General features: G+C 70.4%; 17 protein-coding genes. 5 read left to right on the top strand and 12 right to left on the bottom strand.

Annotation, left to right across the window (positions count from 1 at the left end; genetic code table 11):
- Window position 1 precedes the first annotated feature (1 nt).
- From ACWDV4_RS20720 to ACWDV4_RS20695, 6 genes are all read right to left on the bottom strand, one after another.
- A complete protein-coding gene (locus ACWDV4_RS20720) occupies window positions 2–3,712 on the bottom strand; it encodes a DUF6603 domain-containing protein (RefSeq protein ID WP_449981231.1) in 3,711 nt (1,236 codons plus the stop codon).
- Window positions 3,713–3,758: 46 nt separating this feature from the next.
- On the bottom strand, window positions 3,759–8,162 hold the full coding sequence (locus tag ACWDV4_RS20715; RefSeq protein WP_449981229.1) for a peptidoglycan-binding protein: 4,404 nt from the start codon (window positions 8,160–8,162) through the stop codon (window positions 3,759–3,761).
- 379 nt (window positions 8,163–8,541) lie between these two features.
- Window positions 8,542–8,997, bottom strand: coding sequence for an Rv0361 family membrane protein (locus ACWDV4_RS20710; RefSeq protein WP_449981227.1), 456 nt, complete (start codon window positions 8,995–8,997; stop codon window positions 8,542–8,544).
- Between the two features lie 54 nt (window positions 8,998–9,051).
- Complete coding sequence (locus tag ACWDV4_RS20705) at window positions 9,052–9,849, bottom strand: hypothetical protein (protein ID WP_449981226.1); 798 nt, start codon at window positions 9,847–9,849, stop codon at window positions 9,052–9,054.
- Window positions 9,850–10,179: 330 nt separating this feature from the next.
- Window positions 10,180–11,295 (bottom strand): SPFH domain-containing protein, encoded by a 1,116-nt coding sequence (locus ACWDV4_RS20700; protein ID WP_449981344.1) that lies wholly within the window; start codon window positions 11,293–11,295, stop codon window positions 10,180–10,182.
- A 58-nt stretch (window positions 11,296–11,353) separates the two neighbouring features.
- Window positions 11,354–11,803, bottom strand: coding sequence for an NfeD family protein (locus tag ACWDV4_RS20695; RefSeq protein WP_449981224.1), 450 nt, complete (start codon window positions 11,801–11,803; stop codon window positions 11,354–11,356).
- Between the two features lie 140 nt (window positions 11,804–11,943).
- Here ACWDV4_RS20695 and ACWDV4_RS20690 point away from each other — a divergent pair, with 140 nt between their 5' ends.
- Entirely contained in the window at window positions 11,944–13,269 is a 1,326-nt protein-coding gene (locus ACWDV4_RS20690; RefSeq protein ID WP_449981222.1) for a serine hydrolase domain-containing protein, read from the top strand.
- A gap of 63 nt (window positions 13,270–13,332) precedes the next feature.
- Here ACWDV4_RS20690 and ACWDV4_RS20685 read toward each other — a convergent pair whose 3' ends face one another.
- Complete coding sequence (locus ACWDV4_RS20685) at window positions 13,333–14,148, bottom strand: DUF3097 domain-containing protein (RefSeq protein WP_449981220.1); 816 nt, start codon at window positions 14,146–14,148, stop codon at window positions 13,333–13,335.
- Between the two features lie 129 nt (window positions 14,149–14,277).
- Between ACWDV4_RS20685 and ACWDV4_RS20680 the strand changes: the two genes are divergently transcribed.
- A complete protein-coding gene (locus ACWDV4_RS20680; protein ID WP_449981218.1) occupies window positions 14,278–15,069 on the top strand; it encodes a hypothetical protein in 792 nt (263 codons plus the stop codon).
- 42 nt (window positions 15,070–15,111) lie between these two features.
- On the opposite strand, the gene ACWDV4_RS20675 is transcribed toward ACWDV4_RS20680, so the two are convergent.
- The 5 genes from ACWDV4_RS20675 to ACWDV4_RS20655 all read right to left on the bottom strand — a co-directional run bounded on the left by ACWDV4_RS20675 (window position 15,112) and on the right by ACWDV4_RS20655 (window position 20,023).
- On the bottom strand, window positions 15,112–16,371 hold the full coding sequence (locus ACWDV4_RS20675) for an NRAMP family divalent metal transporter (protein WP_449981216.1): 1,260 nt from the start codon (window positions 16,369–16,371) through the stop codon (window positions 15,112–15,114).
- A 58-nt stretch (window positions 16,372–16,429) separates the two neighbouring features.
- A complete protein-coding gene (locus ACWDV4_RS20670; protein ID WP_449981215.1) occupies window positions 16,430–17,254 on the bottom strand; it encodes an HAD-IIA family hydrolase in 825 nt (274 codons plus the stop codon).
- A 3-nt stretch (window positions 17,255–17,257) separates the two neighbouring features.
- The gene (locus ACWDV4_RS20665; protein WP_449981213.1) at window positions 17,258–18,334 is read right to left on the bottom strand and encodes a ferrochelatase; all 1,077 of its coding nucleotides are present in this window, start codon (window positions 18,332–18,334) and stop codon (window positions 17,258–17,260) included.
- A 137-nt stretch (window positions 18,335–18,471) separates the two neighbouring features.
- Complete coding sequence (gene fabI, locus ACWDV4_RS20660; protein WP_449981211.1) at window positions 18,472–19,239, bottom strand: enoyl-ACP reductase FabI; 768 nt, start codon at window positions 19,237–19,239, stop codon at window positions 18,472–18,474.
- A gap of 79 nt (window positions 19,240–19,318) precedes the next feature.
- Entirely contained in the window at window positions 19,319–20,023 is a 705-nt protein-coding gene (locus ACWDV4_RS20655) for a beta-ketoacyl-ACP reductase (RefSeq protein WP_449981209.1), read from the bottom strand.
- Window positions 20,024–20,180: 157 nt separating this feature from the next.
- On the opposite strand from ACWDV4_RS20655, the gene ACWDV4_RS20650 reads away from it, so the two are divergent.
- The 3 genes from ACWDV4_RS20650 (at window position 20,181) to ACWDV4_RS20640 (ending at window position 22,579) form a co-directional block, all read left to right on the top strand.
- On the top strand, window positions 20,181–21,437 hold the full coding sequence (locus ACWDV4_RS20650; RefSeq protein WP_449981207.1) for a sensor histidine kinase: 1,257 nt from the start codon (window positions 20,181–20,183) through the stop codon (window positions 21,435–21,437).
- Window positions 21,434–22,099, top strand: coding sequence for a response regulator (locus ACWDV4_RS20645; RefSeq protein ID WP_449981205.1), 666 nt, complete (start codon window positions 21,434–21,436; stop codon window positions 22,097–22,099). The genes ACWDV4_RS20650 and ACWDV4_RS20645 overlap by 4 nt, the downstream gene beginning before the upstream one ends.
- Before the next feature lie 99 nt (window positions 22,100–22,198).
- On the top strand, window positions 22,199–22,579 hold the full coding sequence (locus tag ACWDV4_RS20640; protein ID WP_449981203.1) for an alpha/beta hydrolase: 381 nt from the start codon (window positions 22,199–22,201) through the stop codon (window positions 22,577–22,579).
- Window positions 22,580–23,221: the final 642 nt, after the last annotated feature.

The following is a 23,221-nucleotide window of genomic DNA, read 5'->3' as shown; positions in this document are numbered from 1 at the left end:
GTCAGTACCTCTCTCGCGGCTCGGCGAGCGCGATGGTCGGGCGTGGTACGGCGACGGCGACCCGGCGGATCCGGGCGGCGCGGTCACCGCGGGGAGCTGTCGCCGCAGCCTCGGTCGCGGTCGCCGCAGCGACCGGAGCGAAGCGGGCATCGAGGTTGTCGGCCGGGCCGTGACGGTTCTCGGCCAACGCGTGGCGGTGGGCGACCGGAGCGTGCCGGCGGGCGGCGTGGGCGGGCACCCAGGACGGTCCGGCATCGGTCAGCCCGAGCGTGGCACCGGTGAAACGGGATGCGCCCGCGGTCCGGGTACGGGCGTTGGCGGCCGGACCGGTGGCCGCGAAACGCGCCAGCAGGGCACCCGGGTCCGGGCCACCGTGGCGGGCCAAAGCAGCCGGCTGGGCCGGCATCGGGCGGCCGGCGTCGTCCGGATCGTCGATGATGACCCGGTCGTACGCCTCGTCGCCGGAGAGGCCAACGAAGACCGTGCTGCCCGTGTCCGGGAGGGTGGTGCCGTCGGGCAGCTGCACCGTACGACCGGCCGCCAGGCGCTCGAAGCCCGGCGTGACCATCTGTTCCTCGGGCGTGAGGTCGCGGAACTGGCCGGGGGCGAAGTCGTCGACGAGTTCCGTGCCCAACGTGCCCCGAACCGCACCGTCGCCGTGGCCGACGTGCACGTCGGTGAGGGTGAACCGGTTCGCGCCCCGGATCCGGGAGGTGCCGATGCGCTGTAGCTCGACGTCGAGCGGGACGACGTTCTCCCGTACCCCAAGCAGCATGCCGGGCGACAGCAGTAGCGCCTCCCCCGCCTCGATCGCCCGTAGGCTAACCGGCTCGGCCCCGGTCACCGCCGGGCCCGCGTCCCAGGCGTCCTGGCCGGTCAGTGCCGCCTCGACCAGCTCGGCGGCGCTGACGTACACGGGTTCGTGGACGTGGCTGTGGCCGGCGTCGTCGGTCCAGTCGAACTTCGCCGATGCTTCCCAGAACAGGAACTTGATCCGCGCCTCGCCCTTGGCCCGCCACGGTCCGGGACCGCTCAGGGCGATGAACAGGTGGATTGCGAGCAGTTCGGTGCCCTTGTACTTCAGCGACACCGTGGCGCCGATCTCGACGCTGAACCAGAACGGCTTGAACTGGAACATCACGTCCAGCCAGGCCCGGCCGTCGATGACGAAGCCGCCGCCCTCGAAGTGGACGAGCAGTTGCGCGCCGAACTGGGCGGTGTTGCTGGTGACGGCGAGGTACGCCTCCAGGTTCAGTCCCTTGCCGCTCTTGCGCAGCGAGAGGTTGAACCGTTTGACCGTCGGGAACCCGGCCGGGGCCGGGAACCGGGGGTGGAAGCCACCGATGGCGAGCGCGAACGTCTTCTTCGCGCCCCACCGGGCACGCATCGCCATCTCGCCGGAGACGGGCCGACCGAAGAGCTTCGAGTCGATCAGCGCGGCGTCGAGGGTGATCTCCTTGCGGGCGAAGTCGACGATGCCGGCCGAGTCGAGCCGCAGCTTGCCCGCGTCCCTGAAGTCGATCACCAGCTTGCCGAGCAGCAGGATCCGTACCGGGTCGGGGAACTCGACCAGGACGGCCAGGTCGGCGACCACCTGCCCGGAGAGGAAGTTCAGCCGGACCATCGCCCCAACCACTGTGCCGGTGGTGTCCACCGGGAAGATCCGGCTGAGCGTGGCGATCACCGCCGGAGCCCGGCCGACGACGTCCTCCGGAAAGAGCAGGGCGTCCAGGGTGCCGGCGCGGGCGGCGTTGCGGACCTCGTCCGGGTTGCTGCGCCGGTTGTAGCCGACGACCAGGCCCAGTCCGGTGATGGAGATGCCCCAGAACAGCATCAGCCCCGGGAACCACTGGAAGGTACCGACCACCAGTAGGGAGAAGGTCTTGCCACCGTCGGCCTCGGTGAGCCGACTGCCGTCGGTGTTGCGGGTGTTGAGCACCGCGACGGTCTGGAGTTGGAAGCCCCGCATCGGGGCGATACCGCTCTTGGTGGCGATGCCCAGTTGCAGCGCCCCGGCGTACATGCCGCGCGCTTCGTCGACGAAGAGGTAGCCGCCGCCGGAGACGAAGCCGTTGTCGATGCGCAGCCCCACCCCGTCGGGCATCTTGAACCGGGGGGTCAGGTCGGCCACGCCGAGGTTGCCGGTCCGGCCCTCGTCACCCGCGCCCGCCGGCACGGCGGGCGGGAAGGTCAGGTCGGCCCGTACGCCGATGTGGTCCACAGTGGCGTGCAGCGGCCCGAGTTCGGCCCGGATGCTGGTGCTCACGACCAGGCTCACCTGCTTGGTACGGCTGTCCGCCGCCAGCGCGATGCGCAGGCCCTCCAGGTGGATGCCCCACAGGGACAGGTGCATCGGATAGTCGGCGGCCAACGCCGCCGCCCCGGCCAGGTGCAGTCCGGCCCGCAGTGACCAGCCGACGCCCAACTCGAAGGCGAGCCGCAGGCCGTCGGCGGGCAGCAGCTTGGCCAGCAGGCCGTCCCCGTCACCGGCCTTGACCACCAGTTCGGCCCGCCCGGCCCGGAGCGTGAACTCCAGGTCGTCGCGTCCGGTGCCGAGCGCCGCCCGCGCGGTCAGGACCACCTGCCCGACGGCCAGGTGGGTGCCGTCGGTGGCACCGAAGACCCACCCGGCCTGCCCCTCGGGGGCGATGCGGGCAATCTCGGCGGCAAACTTCAACGACGGAGAGCCACCGGCGACGTCGACGCCATTGGAGTTGATGGCGATCGCCGGCCCGGCCCCGGCCAGTTCGGTGGCCACGTTCCAGGAGCCGAACGAACCGGTCAGGTTGACCTCACCGGTGGGGGTCACGATGGCGGTGAGCAGCCCGTCCCAGGAGGCCAACCCCAGGGTCAGCCCGACCCCGAAGGTGGGCTGCCAGGCTGCGGCGGCCAGGCCCGCCGGGGGCGCTTCGCCGCTGGGGGTACGCAGCCCGGAGAAGCGCACCCGCAACAGGCTGTCGGCCAGCCGCAGTCCCGCCTCGCCCTGGTCCGGCCCGACCCCCGGCCGTACGCCCTGCGCGGCGTCCACCCCGAGCGCCCGCAGCACGTGGGCCAGCCGGGGCAGCAGCCGGGCCGCCATCAGCTCCACCCCCTCGGGGGTGTCCCAGCCGGCCGGGGCGTACCGGGCCTTGAAGTATTCCTTTGGCGTGGCGATCAGATCGACGATCCGGTCCAGGTGCAGCTCGTCCCGGCGGCGGGGCAGCCGGATCGGCGCGTCGCCGGGCGGCATCGGCAGGCTCGGCGGCAGCTCTGCGGCCGGGGTGACCAGGCCGAGCAGCGCCAGCAGCGGCACCGTCCACGGGACCCGACGGTTCAGGTAGGTCAGGAGCAGGTAGTCGAGCAGGTCGTCGGCCAACTGCTCGGGCAGCCCGTCGAGGTCGGGCAGTTTGCCCTCCACCGCCGGGGGCAGGGCACTGATCTGTCCGTACGCCGCACCGAACGCCTCACCGATCTTGATGACGTTGGCGAGCGAGTCCAGTTTCAGATCGGCCAGCGCCTCGGTGAGGGAATCCAGGGCGGGTCCGATCTTGCCGACCCACTCCTCGAACGCGCGGGCGTCGACCCCGCTGATCGCCTCCAGGTCCCAGCCCAGGGCCCGCATCAGCCGGGCCCGCCGCCACGGGTCGTACGCCCCGAGCACCGGCTCGGCGAGAAGCTGGGCCTCCCCCCAGAGCTGGGTGAAGAAGTTCTTGCGCTCTTCCTCGTCGCTCATGCGACCAGGGCTCCTTCCGTACGCGGGCGGTGGTGGCGGGCCGGGCTCACGCGGTGACCCGGGGCAGGTCGCTGGTGTCCAGGCGCATCGACCCACGGGTGACCGAGAGGGTCTGCTCGGCGGCGGGCAGCGCCGCCACCGGCAGCGTGTAGTTGCGCCCGGTCGGCCAGGACGGCCAGGTCGACAGTGCGGCCAGCGCCGCGGTCAGCTCGGTGTCGGCCACCGTGACCTGGCTGATCGCCGTGATCAGCGCGGTCTCGTGCGCGTCGGTCCAGCCGGTGGGCGGCCCGGAGAAATCCGGCCCCAGGGTGCGGGCAATGGACAGCACCCGGTGCAGTTCGGTGCTTGCCCGGGGCACGCCCCGGTGCTCGGCCAGTTCCCCGGCATTGGGCGGCCCGAGGGCGACCAACTGGTGGGCGCGGTACGACTGCCAGCAGGCCAGGTGCGCCACCGAACGTTCCGAGGTGAACAGGTCCCCGAAGCGCACCCGGCGCGGGTTGCCGTCCGCCCCGGGCACGTCCGGCACAGTGAGCGTACGGGTCGGGTCGGGCGAGTCCCAGGCGGTGCTGAGCAGGTCGTGCAGTCCCTGCCGGGCAAAGCTCCACATCCCCCGCCGCACCCCGGGATGGGCCCGCAGCCCGAGGGTGAACCGGTGCACGAAGTGCCAGCCGCGCAGGTCGTACAGTTCGAAGACGCTCTCCACGGCGTCGCCCGAGCCGCCGGTGCTGTCGCTGAGCGCCGGCCGGGCCCGCAGCACCCGCAGGTCGGGATAGAGCAGTCCGGCGCCGTCCTTGCCCCAGCCGGGCACTGCCGAGATGCCGGCCGTGCCGCCCAACGCGTCGTACGCGTCCCGGTCGACCCCGCGCAGATAGGCCAGGTAGGCCCACCACTGCCCGGGATCGGTGCGCCAGTCGGGCCGGGGCGGCAGGTTCACCGGGGCGTTGCGGGGTCCGTCCCCGCGCCAGCCGAACGGGCCAATCCGCAGAATGGTCGGCTCGTTGGCGACGATCGTGTCGAAGTACGCTCCGGCGGAGGCGGGCTGGGTGTTCTCGGCGACCGCGCGCAGCACCTTGAAGGTGGAGACCTGCCGGGCGGCCCGTTCGGCGACGGTGGTGTCGCTGCTGGCCAGGTCGGTGGCGAGCTTGGCCAGGGACGGGCCGACGGTCTGCTCCGGCAGCGGCGGGATCAGCGCCTCCGGCAGCAGTTCGGATACCGGCTCGCCGACCGGACCAGCCCACTGGGCCGAGGTGGGCCAGGTGGCGTACCGGCCGAGTGGGATCAGTTCCGGCTGGCTGGTCGGGGCGGGTCCGGCGTCGGCCGGTCGGCCGGTCACCACCCGGGAGTAGAGCCGCTGGTCGGCGGCGACGACCTCGTCCGACGCCCAGACGTTGGCGGCGGCCAGGCGCTGCGGGGTTCCTCCGGCGACCTGCCACGACTCGACCACCACCGGGCAGCGCCAACGCTTGGTCAGCCAGTGCTTGATGGCAACCTGGGTAGCCAGGTCGGCCACCCCGCTGATCGGCCCCAGATAGCGTTCCGCCTCGGGCACGTCCACCGGTTCGAGCCGGTCGGAGTAGCGGGTGTCGGTGCGCCCTTCCGGTTCGTGGGCGGCCCGTTCGGCGCGGGCGTAGGTCTGGAACTCGCGCACCGCCCAGTACGTCCGGACGCCGTACTCGCCGCTGGTGGCACCGGCCGTGGTGAAACCCAGCGTGGCCAGGTCGGCCTGAAGCTTCGCCACCCAGGTGTCGGTGACCAGGTTGGCCGGGCGCTCGACAGCGTCGTAGCGGGCCTTGGTCGTACCGCTGGCGTCCCGGTCGCCGTAGCGGAGCACGTACCCGCCGTAGGGCGGGGTGACCAGCAGCGAGCAACCGTACGACAGGTCCACGGTGTACGTGGTCAGCGCGGCGGCCCGCTCCTCGTCCGGCAGCCGCCACCAGAGCCGCTGGGTGGCCTTCTTGCACTCCCCGGTCGGCCATTCGAAGGTGACCTCGCCGAGGTTGTTGACGCCGACGATCTCCTTGCCGTTGCCCCACTTGCCGAGATATCCGTCAAGGTTGCGGGCGGCGGCCAGGTACTGCGCCAACGCCTCGTTCCGGGGCAGCCCGGCCGGGTCGACGACGGTCTCCGGCGTACCGCCGCGCTGCACCTGCGGGTCGGCCTCGTCGTGGTGGACGAACTGGACGTTGAGCGCCCACTCCGGTGCCCGGGTGAGCAGCTTCAACCCGTCGACGTCACTGACCGCTGGCCGGCCGGAGGTCCACCAGCCGGTCGCCGCGTCGGCCCCGACGGTGACCTGCACCCCGGCCTGGAACCGCTTGCCCTCCTCCTTCTTCGTCTCGTTCGCCCAGCCCACCAGGTCGATCCGGCCGAGGATGTCCAGGAACGGCACGTAGCCGAAGTCGTGCAGCCAGCGGGTCTTGTCCACCTCGTTGTGTAATGCGCTGGAGACGAAGCCGGCGATCACCCCCTCGGTCCGGTTGACTCCCTCGAAGGGCGCGGCCGGGTCCGGGCCGCAGGCGTACGGCAGGGTCGCCGAGTAGCGGATCCGTTCGGCGGAGCCGAAGTGGATGTCGCCGCCGAGCATCACCACCCGGCGACGGCGTACCCCGTCCGCGCCGGCCGGGGCGGCGGAGAGCAACCGGGCGATCAGCTTGTGCAGCGCGGCGTCGCTGGTCACCCAGGCGTCCTCGTTGTCCGCCTCGTAGCGGCCGGCGAAGCCCTTGGCCAGCGGCTGCGCCACCTGTTCCAGCAGCGGCATGCCGAAGAGCGCGACGGGTTGGGCGACCACGGTCACCGATTCGTCGTCGAGCACCCCGCCGCCGGTGAGCATCTCGTTGAGCGGCTGGTCGGAGTAGAGCAGCCCACCGGGGTTCGGTGGGGCGTCCGGACGTTCCGGTGGGGCGGAGAACTCCCGCCAGGTACGGGTGTCGAGGGCGACGAGTTGGAACTTCGGCCAGGTGACGGTGAAGTGGTAGGTGACCGCGCCGGCTGGGCGGGCCATCCGGCCGGCCTTGGTGATCTCGGTCGGCATTCCCAGCCGGTCCCGCAACTTCTGGTCGTCGGCGGCGTTGGGCGCGCTGAGCCAGCCCTGCAGGGCGGCGAGCAGTTCCCGGCCGGACTGGCCGGCGGTGCCCTCGGTGGCGTACTGCTCCGGGGTGTTGCCCCAGGCCTGGAAGAGCACGTACGCGGACATCGCGTTGCGGACGATGCGCCGGCCGAGTTCCGAGTTGACCACCGCGTCGGTGACCCAGGTCTTGGTCATGTTCCAGTCGTCGGTGACCTCGTGGTCGTCGGCGATCATGTAGGTGGCCACGTTGGCCAGTTGCCGGCGCACCGCGCCGAGCCCACGTTGGAAGGTCTTGAGCCGGATGGCCTGCTCCTGCCAGCGCACGTACCGCTTGATGATCTTCTTCTGTTGGGCGCTGGGGGTGTACGCCCGACCGGCGCGCATCAGGTCGTAGACGCTCTCCCCCGGCTTGCGACCCTGCGGGTCGGCGAGGATCCGGGTGTCAGCGGGGAAGACCTGCTCAAACGTCGGGTACGTCGTCGGCCAGAGCTGGTCCGACCAGGTGAGCAGGTACATGCAGACGTACTCGCGCAGCGACATCAGATGGCTGTCCGCCTCGGTGGAGGTGAACTTGGCGTCGCGGGCAAGGGTGAGGGCGCGGTTGCCGGGGGTGAAGAGCCGGTCCACCGGCGGGCTGGTAGAGCCATTGGCCAGTTGCTCGGGCGGCATGCCGAGGGCGTCGGCGATGCCGGGCCGGGCGGGGACAGCGGGGACGCCCTCCCGGGCGGGAATCGCGTCGTGCCCGTGGATCATCGCCAGCAGCACGTCGGCGACGTCGTCGGCATAGATCTGGTCGCCACCGAGCACGAGCTGGTGGGGTCGCAGTGCCGGGTCGCCACCGGCCGCCGCGATGATCGGGTCCAGGATCGGCAGTGCGTCGGTGCCCTCGCCGTGCGGCTTGCGGCACGAGCCGTGAAAGATCCGCAACTGGTTCGGGTCGCTCGGCGGGGTGGCGAAGCTGGGATAGGCCGGTGCCCCGCCGGACGCCCGCGCGTCACCGACGTAGGTGAGTGCCGTACGGGCCGCCGCCTCGTCGACGGCAACCGCGCCCGGGCTGAGCAGGCTGGACCAGGTTCCGGCGCTACCGGTGAACGACAGGTCGTACCCGTAGAGGGTGCCCGGGGTCAGCGTCGCCTCGGCGGCCCGGACCGCCACCACGTAGAGGTTCTCGCCCAGTCGTATCGCCGGTCGGCTGGCGGTGGCGACCGTGGCACCCCGCGCGAAGTCCGGTCCGGGGCCCGTCGCGAAGACGGTAAGGGTAACTGTGCAGGCCGAACGCACCGCGACGAACACCGTGGCACTGCCCGGGTCGACGCGTCGCACGATCGGCCCACACACGACGAACGGGGGTTGCGCCGACGCCTCCATGCTCTCCCTCTTCACCGCTCCTGTGAAACGCCACTGGGCGTTGGGTCCCCATCAGGAAAGCGGTGCGGGACAGCACCAGGCATCAACCGTTGTGCCTGGCGGGGGCAACTCCTTACGGAACCGTCCACTGAAGACGGATAAAAATTTCCACGCGTCCTACTCTTGCGCCGGCCGGGATTTCATGCATTGCACGGCGAGCCGGACCGGACATGCCGACTGGCGAACCTCCCAGTAAAGCCCGGCTGAGCTGCGGAGTCGTCCTAGCCGGACGCGGAAGGCACTCGGTCGGACGCTTCCACGAAGGCGCGCCGAAGGGAACACCCGTAACCGGCCATCAAGTGGTGTCGGAAGAGCGATACAACCTTTTCTGCCAGCAAGGTCTACAACTCCGGGCTCACTGGCAGATCCGCCACTGACCATCCTCCTTGACCAGCGGAAACACCTGCGTACTGGTGGCACCAGGCTCCTGGGTCAACCGCACGGTAGTGGTTCCAGTGACCCGACCGTTGTTGTTGGTCACGTTCAGTCCGACGATCTTGTAGCTCGTGATCGTCGGCTGCGCCGACTGCCTCCGGGCGAACTCCTCCGCCGTCATGTCCGCACGCACCTGGGTGCACAACCGCCCGTACGCCCCCGGGTAGTCGCGCTCCCGCAGATCGTCCAGGTAGCCCGTCGTCGCATCGCGGGCCGGACCGGTGGCATCCTGCACAGTCCGGTAGAACACGTATCCGAAGAGGCCGGCACCCAGGCAGCAGAGCACCAGCACCACCGCGACGACGATCAGCACGATTCGCGTGGTGTTACCGGACTTGCTGGCAGGTGGCGGCGGGGGCGGCTGCTGATAGGCCATACCCGGAGGGTAGGGAGGAGACGCAACCGCGCTCCACCAGGCGGAACGGGTGGATCACCCGGCGGGTGCGGTGTTCGGCGGCGGAACGTGTGCGGCGGCAACCGCGTCCGGCTCGGTGTGCACCCCACTGGCCCGCCCCACCGGCACCAGACGGCCGGTACGCCAGGCAATACCGATGCCGGCCGCCAGACCAACCAGGGCACCGTACGCCTGGAAGGCCCCCACCAGCATGCCCACGATGCCCATCATCGGCGCCGCCAGCATGAGCAACGCCCCGTCGGCGTAGCTGAACACACCCGACCGGATGACCGCCCAGCCGGCCAACAGCCAGCCGAGGGTGTAGACGCTGGCCCCGGCGAGCGTCAGAAGGCGGGCATCGGCACCGTAGACCGGGGTCTGCTCCGGCATCGCGGCGAATGGCAACATCAACAACAGTCCGAAGAGGACAACCAGCAGGGCGGTCAGGGCGGTACGCCGACTGCGCGCCGCCGCCAACAGGCTGGTAAGCGACATCAGCGCCAGGAACCCGAGCCAGAGCGCGCCGATCCAGCCGACCAGATACAGCGGCCGGTCGCCCGAGGCGTACGGTGCCGGGCCGGCCCCGTCGACGCCGACCAGCGCGACCACGCCGAACAGGATGGCGTACCCCGGCAGGAGCCAGATCGTGGCCCGGGCGAAACGCCGCAGCGACCACGCCCAGGTGGCGTTGATGGCCGGGGCGACCGGTGGCTTCTCCACGATGAAGGGCAGCACCCCGAACCCCAGGCCGGTACGACGACGGGCGGCCGTATCCGGCGACACCGCCGACGACGAGGCCGATCCGGCCGATCGGGTGCCTCTGGACTGCTTCACGCCGTCACCTCGCTCTGTGCCTCTACGCCGGTGTTGGCATCTCCACACGCTTCGGTGCTGCGGCACGCGCCGCTCGGGTGTCCGACCGCTGGTCACGACCCGCCTCCCACGATCGTGGCAGGCGGCCGGTTAATCCGTGGATCCTTCGCGTTTTTCGCCGCCGAATTCCGACTACCCGATATTCGGCGCGGCGATCGCCCATCGATGCCGTCCCGGCAGGCCAACACGGGTGTCCCGCCGGGTTCGTCCTGGTCTGGACGTGAACGAGCGGCGGTCACCCACATTTTCCGCAGGTAACCGCCGCTCGATAGGAATCGCGAAGGTGAGGCCTCAGGCCCGTTCGGGGCGACCCTCCGGCGCGGTCTCACCGATCAGGTTGGCCGGTGACACCGGCTCGGGCGCCGGTAGCCCCGCTGGCCCGGATCCGGAGGTGGCCTGCGCCTCTGCGGCGCGTACCTCGTTGGTGACCTCCTGCGCGGCCTCGGCGGCGGCCCGCGCCGCCTCCGCTGCCTCCCGCTCGACGGCGCTGGCATCCGACGATGCCTGCGCCGATGGCGCGTCCCCGGCCATCTGGCTCAGCCCGCCGAGCGCGCCGCCGAGCCCCTCCAGCGCCTTGGTCAACTCGGCCGGCACGATCCACACCTTGTTGGCCTGCCCGTTGGCGATCTGCGGCAAGGCCTGGAGGTATTGGTAGGCCAGCACCTTCTGGCTCGGGTTCGCCTGGTGGATCGCGTCGAAGACGGTACGGATCGCCTTGGCCTGCCCCTCCGCCTGGAGGATCCGGGCCTGCCGGTCACCGTCGGCGCGCAGCACCGCAGCCTGCTTCTCACCCTCGGCGGAAAGGATCTGGGACTGCTTGTGCCCCTCGGCGTTGAGGATCGCGGCCCGGCGGTCCCGCTCGGCGCGCATCTGCTTCTCCATCGAGTCGCGGATGCTCGGCGGTGGCTCGATCGCCTTGATCTCCACCCGGGTCACCTTGATGCCCCAGCGTCCGGTCGTCTCGTCGAGCACCCCGGAGAGGTGACGGTTGATCTCCTCCCGGCTGGTCAGCGCCCGCTCCAAGTCGAGCGAACCGATCACGTTCCGCAGGGTGGTGACGGTGAGCTGCTCGATCGCCTGGAGGAAGTTGGAGATCTCGTAGGTGGCGCGTACCGAGTCGACCACCTTGAAGTAGAGGACCGTGTCGATCGACACGACCAGGTTGTCCGACGTGATCACGGGCTGCGGCGGGAAACTGACCACCTGCTCCCGCATGTCCACCTTCGTCCGGACCGCGTCGATGAACGGCACCAGCAGGTTGAGGCCAGGGTTGAGCGTGCGCTTGTACTTTCCGAGCCGCTCGACCACGTCCTGCCGCTGCTGCGGAACGATCCGGACCGCCCGAATCAGCGTGATCACCATTATCAGGGCCACGGCACCGAACAGCACCGCGATCACCGTGCCCATTCCGTCCCCCATATCTCCCCTTCCAGGCAAATTCTCAGCGATTAAAACGTTTGTCGTATCAGCTGGCTGAAATATCGTCCCGCCAGACCAGCACCGTCGCGCCCCGGACCTGAATCACCCGGACCCGCTCCCCCGGTGCGAACACCTGGGTGGCGTCGTACGACCGGGCGGTCCACAACTCTCCATCGATCTTCACCATGCCGGCGTCCGCGTCGACCTGCTCCAACACGAGCGCGGAGGAACCCTCGATCGCCTCAACGCCGAAGGGCTCCTCGCCGGCCTCCACCGCCTTACGGCGATGACGCTGGATGGTCGGCCGGGCGACCAGCACGGTCAGCGCCGACACCATGGCGAAGACGAGCGCCTGCACCCCGATCGGTGCACCCAGGGCCGCTGCCCCGGCTGCGGCGAACGCTCCCACCGCGAACATGAGAAGGAAGAGCGTCGTCGTGAAGATCTCCGCGACTGCCAGTACGACGCCCAATACGATCCACAACAGTGGCTCCACACGTCGATCCTGTCATGCCGGCGCACGTGACCACGAACCTCGAAAATCACAATCCCAGTGCCAACAGCCGTCACCTAAGATCATCCGACACCGGCGTTGATCCACTGAATGACCTGTTTCTCATCGAGGAGCCACGAGACGTGACACTGCAACCGGAAACCCGCCGACGGATCGACACCCTCGTCGCCGAGGCACAGGAGGCGGGGCGTACCCCGTCACTCGTCGCCGGGGTGGTCCGGGACGGTGACCTGGTCCACGTCGCAGGTGCCGGCGAATGTCCCATCCCGAATCCGGACACGCAGTACCGGATCGGCTCGATCAGCAAGACGATGACCGCCGTACTCGTCATGCAGCTGCGCGACGAGGGCCGGTTGGGGCTGGACGACCCGTTGGAGTGCCACCTGCCCGGCACCCCCATCGGCGGGGTCACGCTACGCCAGCTGCTCGGCCACGCCGGCGGCCTACAGCGGGAGCCGGAGGGCGACTGGTGGGAACGCTCCGCCGGGGTGGACCTGGACACGCTGCTCGCCGGGCTGAGCACCGACAAGTTGGCCCATCCGCCGCACCGGGTCTACCACTACTCCAACCTGGCGTACGGGCTGCTCGGCGGAATGCTCGAACGGATCACCGGCAAGCCGTGGTGGCAGCTGCTACGGGAGCGCCTGCTCGACCCGCTGGGCCTGCACCGCACCACCTACCAGGCGGAGGAGCCGTTCGCCCGGGGCTACGTGGTGCACCCCTGGCACAGCACGTTGCGCGAGGAGCCGCGCACCGACACCGGTGCGATGGCCCCGGCGGGGCAACTCTGGTCCACCACCACCGACCTGGCCAAATGGGCGGCGTTCCTCGCCGACCCCAACCCGGACCTGCTCGACCCGCAGACACTGACCGAAATGTGCGCGCCGGTAGTAATCAGCGACCTGGACTCGTGGCGGTCCGGGCACGGGCTCGGGCTGGAGCTCTACCGCTCCGGGGATCGGGTGTACGCCGGGCACACCGGCTCGATGCCCGGCTACCTGGCAGTCCTGACCGTCCACCGGCCGACGCGTACCGGGGTGGTTGGCTTCGCCAACGCGTACGGCCTGCGGGCCGGCTCCATCGCCGGCTTCGGTGAGCAGTTGCTGACCACCGTGCTCGACACCGAGCCACCGACCATCCGAGCGTGGCGACCGGCCGACGCCCCGCCCCCGGCCGACGTGGCGGAACTGACCGGCCGCTGGTGGTGGATGGGCCGCGAGTACGAAGTCGCCTGGGACGGTACGTCCGCTGAACTGACCTTCACCGCGCAACGGCCAGTCGGCGCCCCCTCGTGGCGGTTCACCCTCGAGGGTCCGGACCGCTGGCGGTGCCGATCCGGCAGCAACAACGGGGAGATCCTCGCCGTACGTCGGGACGCGGCTGGTCGGCCCGACATTCTGGACCTCGCCACCTTCATCTTCACCCGCGACCCTGACCGCATCGCCTAGCTGTTAGGAAGGGCCCCTTCTTATCGTTTTCTGTTGTAGAAGGGGCCCTTCCTAACACGTGAACTATGGGGTGGGGACGGTCACGAAGTCGATCAGCCGCTCGACGGCGTTGATAAGCGGAGTCTCCACATCGTGGAAGCTCCCCACCCGGGAGAGGATGATCCGCCACAGGTCCGCCGGCTCGGCCACCCCGAGCGCCGCGCAGACCCCCTCCTTCCACGGCTGCCCCGGCGGCACCACCGGCCAGGCCCGGATGCCCAGTTTGGCCGGCTTCACCGCCTGCCAGACGTCGACATAGGGATGTCCGGTGACCAGCACGTACGGAGAGGTCACCGAGGCCACGATCCGGCTCTCCTTGGAACCGGGTATCAGGTGGTCGACCAGTACACCCAGCCGCCGCTGCGGCCCCGGGGCGAAGTCACGCACCTGTGCGGCGAGGGCGTCGATACCGTCCAGCGGCTCCACGACCACGCCCTCGATACGCAGATCGTCACCCCAGATCCGTTCCACCAGCGCGGCGTCGTGGATACCTTCGACCCAGATCCGGCTCGCCTTCGCCACCTGGGCGCGTACCCCATCTACGGCGATCGAGCCGGAGGCCGTACGCCGCCGGGCGGCCGGGGCGGCGGTGGGTGCTGGGCGGCGCAGGGTCACCGGCTTTCCGTCGAGCAGAAACGCCGCCGGCAGCAGCGGAAAGTTACGCCGTCGGCCGTGCCGGTCCTCCAGCACCACCGCACCGGACTCGAAGCCGACCACCGCGCCGCAGAAGCCCGAATCGGCGTCCTCCACGACCAGATCCGGCTCGGCGGCGACCTCCGGCACCGCCTTACGCCGCCGCCAATCACCCGCGAGTACGTCGTCCCCGTACAGCCTCCCCATCCGGCAAACGCTAACGGACACGAGGACCAGCGGCGACACGAGACGCGCCGGAGGACACCACGCCCAGACGCGGGAACTGCCCTCGCGGCACCCGAGACAGGGCCGGGGTGAGGACGTACCCTTGCCTGCATGTCCCCCGCAACGGGCGCGGCCACCCTCGCTCCGCGCCGGTCCAGCCGGTTCGTCGCCTGGGTGCGCGCATGGCGCGCCGGGCTGGTCCCGTACGACGAGGTCGCTGACGAAGTCGCCGGTGACGAGGAGCATCTCGTCGCCGACGCCCCGGGCACCTGGACCGACGTGCCGCTACGGGAGGCGCTTCCCGCGCTGTCGAAGCTCTGCCCCGACGAGATCCGGCTGGTGCTGCCCGCCCCTGGTGACCCACGCGGCCTGCCCGGGCCTGGTCCGTTCGCGGGCGCGGCTCTGGAGGCCGGCGAGGCGGTCGTCGCCCGGGGTCTGGGGCTCATACCCGAGGTACGCAACCACACCTCCGGGTCAGGGGTGAGCTTCGAGACGGTTCTGTGGCGGGTCTATCCGCTGCCGGAGAACGCGCCTGCCGCCTCGGCCAACCAACCGGGCGCGGCCGAAGCCGAGGCCGCGCTCGCCGTCGCGCTCGCGGAGGCGACAGCGGCACTGACCCGCCTCGACGTGGCCCAATGGCGACCCGAGTTGGCCGGGGCCCTGGCCGCGCTACGCCGACCAGACAGCGGCACCGACCTGCCGCCCGGCTTCGATCCTCGGGCCCGTCGGCTCTTCGCCCGAGCCAGTGTGCTCGACCAGGTCCTGGCGCTCGCCGAACACGCCGCACCCGGCGGCGCGGTCAACAACTACGAGGCGCAGCAACGCGATGCCGCCCTGCGCCCGCTCACCACCGCCTGCCGGCAGGCACTAGCTGCCGCCTGCAACGCCCCGCTCACCGGCTGAGACGGATCGGGCAGCCGGCTGCGCGTCCGCCGAAGCGGGGGATCAGCCGGGCAGCAGGTGGACCTGCTGGGCAAGGAAGGCCAACGAGATCAACGTAACGGCCACGGCGATCGCCAAGCCGGCAGCTCGCAGTCCACGACTGATGGGACGGCCGCCGACCAGGTGCCGATTGCCTGCGGTCAGTACGAGCAGAAACAGCCCGATCGGGGTGGCGATGCCACCGAGGAGACTGGCGAGAAACAGGAGTCGGATGGGGCTGACGCCGGACATCCCCAGGGCTGTTCCGACAATCGCCTGTCCAACGATCGTGGCGTAGAACGCGGGTGCCTGCCGGGGGGCGAGGGACAGGCCGCGTGGCCAGTCGAAGGCGGAGGCAGTGACATATCCACCAGCCGCCATGATCACTGGTGCGGCGATGACCGCCGACGCGAGCAGTGCCACCGCAAACAGTTCCTCGGTCAACGGCCCCGCTAGCGGACGAAGTGCCTGGGCGGCCTGTTCGGCGGTGTCCACCGGTCGATGGTGGACACCGAGGGTGGCGCCACTGGCGACCAGGATGCACCAGAAGATCACGCAGGCGAAGGCCGCCCCGACCAGCGCACCAAACTCACACACCCGCAGCGATCCCCGCGCATTCGGTTCCTCGACCTGTTCCACGGTCTGCCACACGTACATGTAACTGGTCAGGGCGGTACCCATGATCGCCAACGCGCCACCGAGATGGGCGATGGTGAAGGGGACCGACGGCACCAGACTGCCCAGGGCCACCGCCCTCCAGTCGGGGCGGGCAAGGACAGCGGCGACTCCGTACGCCAACAGACAGAGCATCACCCACCGAAGGACCCGTACGACAAGGGGATACTTGCCGATCACGAGCAGAACCACCACGGTGACGGCGAACGCCGGAACCAGCCAACGCGACTGCACGCCAGACAGCAGGCCGAGGGCGGCCGCTCCCGCCGTGATGTCAGCGGTGACGGTGACAACGTTGACCGCGAGGACGGAGACCAGCAGAAGCAGGCTTACCCGCCGGCCGTAACCGTCACGGACCGCCCGTTGCAGATCCCGGCCGGTCAGTACGCCGACCCGGGTGGCCAGGATCTGCACCACCGCCATCGCCGGCATCAGCAGCAACGTCAGCCAGACCAACCCGTACATCGTGCTGGCCCCGACGACGACCAGGGTGGCCACCGTGGTCGGGTCGATGTCCGCAGCGCCGGACAGCAAACCCGGGCCGAGGATACGTAGCCGGGACCTGCGGGCCGGGCGGGCACCGCCGCCCTTCGGGCGGTGAATCGCCACCCCGACAATATTGCCGTCCGATCTGCGGCCATCGCGGTGGTATCGAGGAATCCCCGGTTCAGACCTCGTCGATCAGGTCGGCCACCGAGGCCACGATCCGCGATGGACGGTACGGGTAACGCTCTGCCTCCGCCCGAGTGGCGATACCGGTGAGCACCAGGATCGTCTGTAGGCCCGCCTCCAGCCCGCAGAGGATGTCGGTGTCCATCCGGTCACCGATCATCGCAGCGGTCTCGGAGTGCACGTCGATCGTATTCAACGCCGACCGCATCATCATCGGGTTCGGCTTGCCCACGAAGTACGGGGCGACCCCGGTCGCCTTCGAGATCATCGCGGCCACCGAGCCGGCCGCCGGCAGCAGCCCCTCGTTGGATGGACCGGTCACGTCGGGATTGGTGCAGATGAACCGGGCCCCGCCGGCGATCAGCCGGACCGCCTTGGTGATCGCTTCAAAGCTGTAGGTCCGGGTCTCGCCCAACACCACGTAGTCCGGCTCGTAGTCGCTGAGCACGTAGCCAACCGAGTGCAGCGCCGTGGTCAGCCCGGCCTCCCCGATCACGTACGCGGTGCCACCCGGCCGCTGGTCGGCGAGGAACTGTGCGGTGGCCAGCGCGGAGGTCCAGATCGCGTGCTCCGGCACGTCGAAGCCCATCCGGGTCAGCCGGGCCTGAAGGTCCCGCGGGGTGTAGATCGAGTTGTTGGTCAGCACCAGGAACGGCTTGCCCGATGCGCGTAGCCGGTTGATGAACTCGGGCGCGCCCGGCACCGGCTGCCCCTCGTGCACCAGTACGCCGTCCATGTCGGTCAGCCAGCTCTCCACCGGCTTACGCTCGTTCCCGCCGATGACGCTCCGGCCGCCCACCTCGGCACTCTGCTCGGTCATGGGTCAGGGCCGCCGGGTCGGCTGGCAGCATCCGGCCGGGCAGGTATCCCAGACCGGCAACGTACCGAGCCGGCGACGCAGCGGCAGATCCACCGGCGGGGTCGCTCCCTCGGTCGGGGCCAACTCCCCCGTCGGGTCGGCGGTGTCGAACCGTTCGAGGACCAGTTCCCGGACCATCGACACGAAGCGCGGATCGATGCCCGGGGTGGCCGCCCGGACGAAGTCCAACCCGAGCCGTTGCGCGCTGGCCGCCGCCTCCGTGTCCAGGTCCCACACCACTTCCAGGTGGTCGGAGACGAACCCGATCGGGCTGATCACCACCGAGGTGACCCCGTCGGCGGCGAGCACCGCCAAATGGTCGTTGACGTCCGGTTCCAGCCACGGCACGTGCGGTGGTCCGGATCGGCTCTGCCACACCAGGTCGTACGGCAGGTCGGGCGCGGCGATCCCGGCCACCAGGCGGGCGACCTCATGCAGCTGGGCCTCGTACCGGCCGCCCTCCGGGCCGGAGGCCGCCGCCATCGTCACCGGTACGGAGTGCGCCGTGAACACCAGCCGGGTGCTGTCGCGGCGGGCCGGGTCGAGCGTGCCCAACGCGGCCCGTACCGCGTCGGCGTGCGGCTCCACGAAACCCGGGTGGTCCCAGAACTGCCGAAGCTTGTCGATCACCGGGGCGTCCGGTCCGACCGCGGCCCGGGCCGCGGCGATGTCCTCCTGGTACTGCCGGCAGGACGAGTAGCCGCCGTAGGCGCTGGTCACGAAGGCCAGGGCACGGCGTACCCCGTCGTCGCGCATCTGGGCGACGGTGTCGGCCAGCATCGGGTGCCAGTTCCGGTTGCCCCAGTAGATGGGCAGGTCAAGCCCGTTGGCGGCGAAGTCCGCCTCGATCGCGGCAATCAGGTCACGGCACTGCTGGTTGATCGGCGACACCCCGCCGAACTGCTGGTAGTGCTCGGCCACCTGGGCCAGCCGTTCCGGGGGTATCCCCCGCCCCCGGGTCACGTTGGCCAGAAACGGCAGCACGTCGTCTGGTCGTTCCGGACCGCCGAAGGAGACCAGGACAAGCGCGTCGTACTCCATGCCCCCATCTTGCCGTCCCCACGTCTCGGGTGAAGGAAGGGCCCCTTCTTATCGCTTTCTGTTGTAGAAGGGGCCCTTCCTAACCGCAAAGCGGTGCGGGTCGGTACGGCGGGGCAAAGCAGGTGGGTACGGGTCGGTCAGGCGCCCACGGCGTGGTAGCCGCCGTCGACGTGGACGATCTCGCCGGTGGTGGCCGGGAACCAGTCGGACAGCAGCGCCAGGCAGGCCCGGGCAGCCGGCTCCTGGTTGGTAAGGCTCCAGCCCAACGGGGCGCGCTCGGTCCAGGCGTTCTCGAACTGCTCGAACCCGGGAATCGACTTGGCCGCCATGGTGCGCAGCGGACCGGCCGACACCAGGTTGCTGCGGATGCCCTTCGGTCCCAGGTGCAGCGCCAGGTAGCGGGAGGCGGACTCCAGCCCGGCCTTGGCCACGCCCATCCAGTCGTAGACCGGCCACGCCTTGGTCGCGTCGAGGGTGAGCCCCACCACCGAGCTACCCGGTCCCATCAGCGGCAGCGCCGCCATGGCCAACGACTTGTACGAGTACGTCGAGACGTGCACCGCCGTGGCCACGTCCTCCCATGGTGCGTCGAGGAAGCCGCCGCCCAGGCAACTCGGTGGGGCGAACCCGATCGAGTGCACCACCCCGTCGAGCCCGTCGACGTGCTCCCGTACCCGGTCAGCCAAGCTGGCCAGGTGCTCGGTGTTGCTCACGTCCAGCTCGATCACCGGGGCCGGCTCGGGCAGCCGCTTGGCGATCCGCTCAACCAATGACATCCGGCCGAAGCCGGTGAGCACGACGGTGGCACCGTTCTCCTGGGCGAGCTTCGCCACGGAGAAGGCGATCGACTGGTCGGTGATGACACCGGTGACAAGCAGCCGTTTTCCGGCCAGCAGTCCAGACACGTACAGATCCTCCGTTGTTCGTTGTCAGTGATCCGTGCCGGTGACCGCAGCACCGCCACGGAGGACGCCAGATCCGGGGTCAGTGCCCCATGCCGAGGCCGCCGTCGACCGGGATCACCGCGCCGGAGATGTAGCTGGCGGCGTCGCTGGCCAGCCAGAGGACCGGCCCGGCGACCTCTTCGGGGGTGGCCATCCGGCCGGCCGGGATCGCCTTTCGGATTTCCGTCTGCCGATCCTCGGAGAGGGCCGCGGTCATGTCGGTGTCGATGAAGCCGGGCGCGACCACGTTGGCGGTGATGTTGCGGCTGCCCAGCTCACGGGTGATCGAGCGGGCGACGCCGACCAGGCCGGCCTTGCTCGCCGCGTAGTTGACCTGGCCCGGGCCGCCGTACAGGCCGATCACCGAGGAGATGAAGATCATCCGACCCCAGCGGGCGCGCAGCATCTTGGCGCTGGCCCGCTTGGCCACCCGGAAGGCGCCGGTCAGGTTGGTGTCGATCACCCGGGTGAACTGTTCCTCGGACATCCGCAGCAGCAGCGTGTCATCGGTGATGCCGGCATTGGCGACCAGCACCTCGACCGGGCCCAACTCCGCCTCGACCGCCGAGAAGGCCTCGTCGACCTGCGCCGAGTCGGTGATGTCGCACCGTACGCCGAACAGGTCGGCCGGCACGTCGCTGCCCCGGTGGGTCACCGCCACCCGGTCTCCCTGCTTGGCGAAGGCCTGGGCGATGGCCAGGCCGATACCCCGGTTACCGCCGGTCACCAACACGGTACGGGCCACGGTGTCCCTCTTCTCTCACGATCGGACGGTGCGCGATGGAGACTAGGCGCTACCGGCAGGTAAGTAGTAACCCGGGCCAGGTCGTACCGGGGTATGACACGCGGAATGGCACTTCGGGAGTACGAGCGGGCGGGCAATCCGACGTAGCCTGCAGAAAGTGAAGAACACTTCGCCTTCGGGCGGGCTGCAGGCCTTGCGCCGCCTCATCGCCGGCCCGGACTACCCGCCGACCGGTGGCCGGCGCCCCCGCTGGTGGCCCCGCTGGTGGCCCCGCTGGCGGATGACCTTCGTCCAGGCCGGTCTGCTGCTCCTGATCGGGTTGACCGTCGCCGCCGTGCAGTATCTGCAGGACGAACGGAACCTGCCAGGGCTGCCAGCCATCCTGCTCGCCATCGGCAGCACGTTGCCGATAGCGATCGCACTGCGCCGCCCACTGCTCGCCTGGCGAATCTGCTACCCGCTGCTCTACCTGGGGGTCGTCGACTTCTCGCCGAGGGAAGCCTGGCCGTGGCATCCGATGCAGGTCATCGGCACCCTGTTCGTCTTCGGTGTCCTGGCCGTCCGCGCCGACACCGGGGTCGCCACCTGGGCCGCGCTGCTGACCCTGATCCCGGTCTTCCTGTTCGCCGAGACCCCGGCCAACGGCTACGGCGTCATCGTGCTCTTCGCGGTCGTACTGCTGCTCGGCGACCAGATCCGTCGTCGTCGGCAGAGCCAACGGGCCCTCGTCGAGCAGTCCGAGCGCAGCGAACTGGAGCAGGCGCGCCGGGCGGTGCTGGAGGAACGTACCCGGATCGCCCGGGAGATGCACGACGTGGTGGCCCACCACATGTCGATGATCGCAGTGCAGGCGGAGACCGCACCGTACCGACTGGGCTCGCTGCCGGAGCCGGCCCGCGCCGAGTTCACCGCGATCGCCGGGTCGGCCCGGCAGGCGCTGGCCGACATGCGCCGACTGCTCGGCGTGTTACGCAGCGAGTCGGCCAGCCCGGAGACCGCGCCCCAGCCGGGACTGGCCGACATCGCCGAACTGGTTGGGGCCGCCCGTCGGGCCGGCATGGTCGTCACCCTCGACGAATCCCCGCTTCCGGCGGAGCAGGCCGGGCCACCGGAGGCGGTGGGGCTGGCCGCGTACCGGATCGTGCAGGAGGCCCTGGCCAACGCGGCCCGGCACGCCCCGGGCGCGGCGGTCCGGGTGGTCATCCGCCCGGACCAGAAAATGATCAGCGTACGGGTCGACAACGACGACACCGGCGTGCCGACCGGCACCCCGACCCGGGGTGCCGGGCACGGGCTGACCGGGATGCGGGAACGGGCCCGCCTCCTGGGCGGTACGTTCACCGCCGCACCGGCCGGCGGCGGATTCACCATCGAGGCCGAACTGCCGTACGACGGAAAGGACGGGGACCGATGATTCGGGTGTTGATCGCCGACGACCAGGCGATGGTGCGGCAGGGCTTCGGCGCGTTACTGGCCGCCCAACCGGATCTACTGGTCGTCGGCGATGCGGCCAACGGGCAGGAGGCGGTCGACGCCGCTCGCCAACTGGATCCCGACGTCGTACTGATGGACGTCCGGATGCCGGTGCTCGACGGGCTGGCCGCCACCCGGCAGCTGATCGGCAACCGGCCGGAGCCGACCCGTCCCCGGGTGCTCATCCTGACCACGTTCGACCTGGACGACTACGTCTACGAGGCGTTACGGGCCGGGGCCAGCGGCTTCCTGCTCAAGGACGCCCCAGCCGCCGAACTCGTCCACGCGGTACGGGTGGTCGCCGCCGGTGACGCGCTGCTCGCCCCGGCGGTGACCCGACGGTTGATCGCCGAGTTCGCTGCCCGTCCCGGCCGGGACCGCCCTCGGCCCACCTCGCTGGCCGCGCTCACCGCCCGGGAGACCGAGGTGCTTCGGCTGATCGCCCGGGGCCGGTCCAACGGCGAGATCGCGGCCGAACTGGTGGTCGCCGAGCAGACCGTCAAGACCCACGTGGGTCGGGTGCTCGGCAAGCTGGGCCTGCGTGATCGGGCCCAGGCGGTGGTCGTCGCCTACGAGTCGGGTCTGGTCGCCGCAGGCGAATAACTCCCCGGTAGCACCCCACAGACAACTCCGTGGGGTGACGCCGCAGATCATGACGACCCCGCACGCTTCCGGTCTCAAGCGATCGGAAGGGGGTCCGGAATGGACCGACGGATACCCGCGCACGGCCTGGCACTGGCGCTGCTCGGGCTGGGCCTGCTCGTGCCACCGGCCACCCCGACGGCCACGCCTATGCCGACGGTGGCCCGGTTCGGGGCCGCGTATTCCCAGGTGGCGGCGGCGTTGCGCGACGCCGGAGAGCCGTACGCCGGATGGGCGGAACAGGGCCGGAACTTCCTGGCCTTCGATCCGCGCGGCAGCGGTACGGCGGTCGAGGTGCTCGGTGACCTAACCGGCGCGGACCGGATCGTGGTGCTGGTGCCGGGGGTGGCCACCACCCTCGCCGACTTCGACCGGGGACTGGGCGGTGTCGCGCACCGTGCACCGGGACGGCAGGCCCGGGTGCGGAGTGGCGCTCGGTAACGCCCGACCGGCCCCAACGCCCCTCACGCCGGAAGTTCCGGGCGGCACCGGGACGCCGGTGACCGCCGCGCCGGGAGCGGCGTGTCGGTGAGGGCAGCGACCGACTGCACCGGTCGCGCGGAGCACTCGCCCGCCGGGTGTACGATGACTCGCGTTCCGGACCCGGCCGAACTGTGGAGGTGATCGCTGTGCGAAATAGCGATCCCCCGAGTCGTGGCCGGGCCGATCGTCGGTCCCGCTGAGTAACGACTCAGCGGATGATCCGAGCGGTCCCCGCTCGCCCATCGCACTCCCGCCGCCCCGGTCCTGCCGGGGCCGTCGTGTTGTGCGTCCGCACCGGCCTGCTCCCGGCTGGCGGCGGAATGGCCCGGTTACGACGTCGTGTGCGCGTCCTGTCCTCATGAGGCCCCCGCTGGTTCCTGTCCAGCCGTCCGGGCCGTCCGAGTCGCCGCCGGAGAACGCCGATGAACCGCTATGCCGCCCCGCTGGGCTTCACTCTCGCCGCCGTCTGGGTCGTAGTGCTCTTCGTCCTGGTCAGTGGCACCCATTGACATCTCCCTGCCCTAAAGGGCGGGGATTCCGGCGGTCGCCCGCCGGGTTTCCTGCTTCACGGCCTGCTGCCCCGAACGGAGGTTCCCCCGT

Source organism: Micromonospora sp. NPDC003197, assembly GCF_053590565.1.
Note: the sequence above shows the minus strand (reverse complement) of the source record. Positions and strands in the feature narration are given on the sequence as shown.

Excerpts from the sequence above, each read along its gene's own strand:
- ACWDV4_RS20720 (WP_449981231.1), bottom strand. The coding sequence starts at position 3,712 with ATGAGCGACGAGGAAGAGCGCAAGAACTTCTTCACCCAGCTCTGGGGG.
- ACWDV4_RS20710 (WP_449981227.1), bottom strand. The coding sequence starts at position 8,997 with ATGGCCTATCAGCAGCCGCCCCCGCCGCCACCTGCCAGCAAGTCCGGT.
- ACWDV4_RS20700 (WP_449981344.1), bottom strand. The coding sequence starts at position 11,295 with ATGGGCACGGTGATCGCGGTGCTGTTCGGTGCCGTGGCCCTGATAATG.
- ACWDV4_RS20685 (WP_449981220.1), bottom strand. The coding sequence starts at position 14,148 with ATGGGGAGGCTGTACGGGGACGACGTACTCGCGGGTGATTGGCGGCGG.
- ACWDV4_RS20680 (WP_449981218.1), top strand. The coding sequence starts at position 14,278 with ATGTCCCCCGCAACGGGCGCGGCCACCCTCGCTCCGCGCCGGTCCAGC.
- ACWDV4_RS20670 (WP_449981215.1), bottom strand. The coding sequence starts at position 17,254 with ATGACCGAGCAGAGTGCCGAGGTGGGCGGCCGGAGCGTCATCGGCGGG.
- ACWDV4_RS20665 (WP_449981213.1), bottom strand. The coding sequence starts at position 18,334 with ATGGAGTACGACGCGCTTGTCCTGGTCTCCTTCGGCGGTCCGGAACGA.
- ACWDV4_RS20645 (WP_449981205.1), top strand. The coding sequence starts at position 21,434 with ATGATTCGGGTGTTGATCGCCGACGACCAGGCGATGGTGCGGCAGGGC.
- ACWDV4_RS20640 (WP_449981203.1), top strand. The coding sequence starts at position 22,199 with ATGGACCGACGGATACCCGCGCACGGCCTGGCACTGGCGCTGCTCGGG.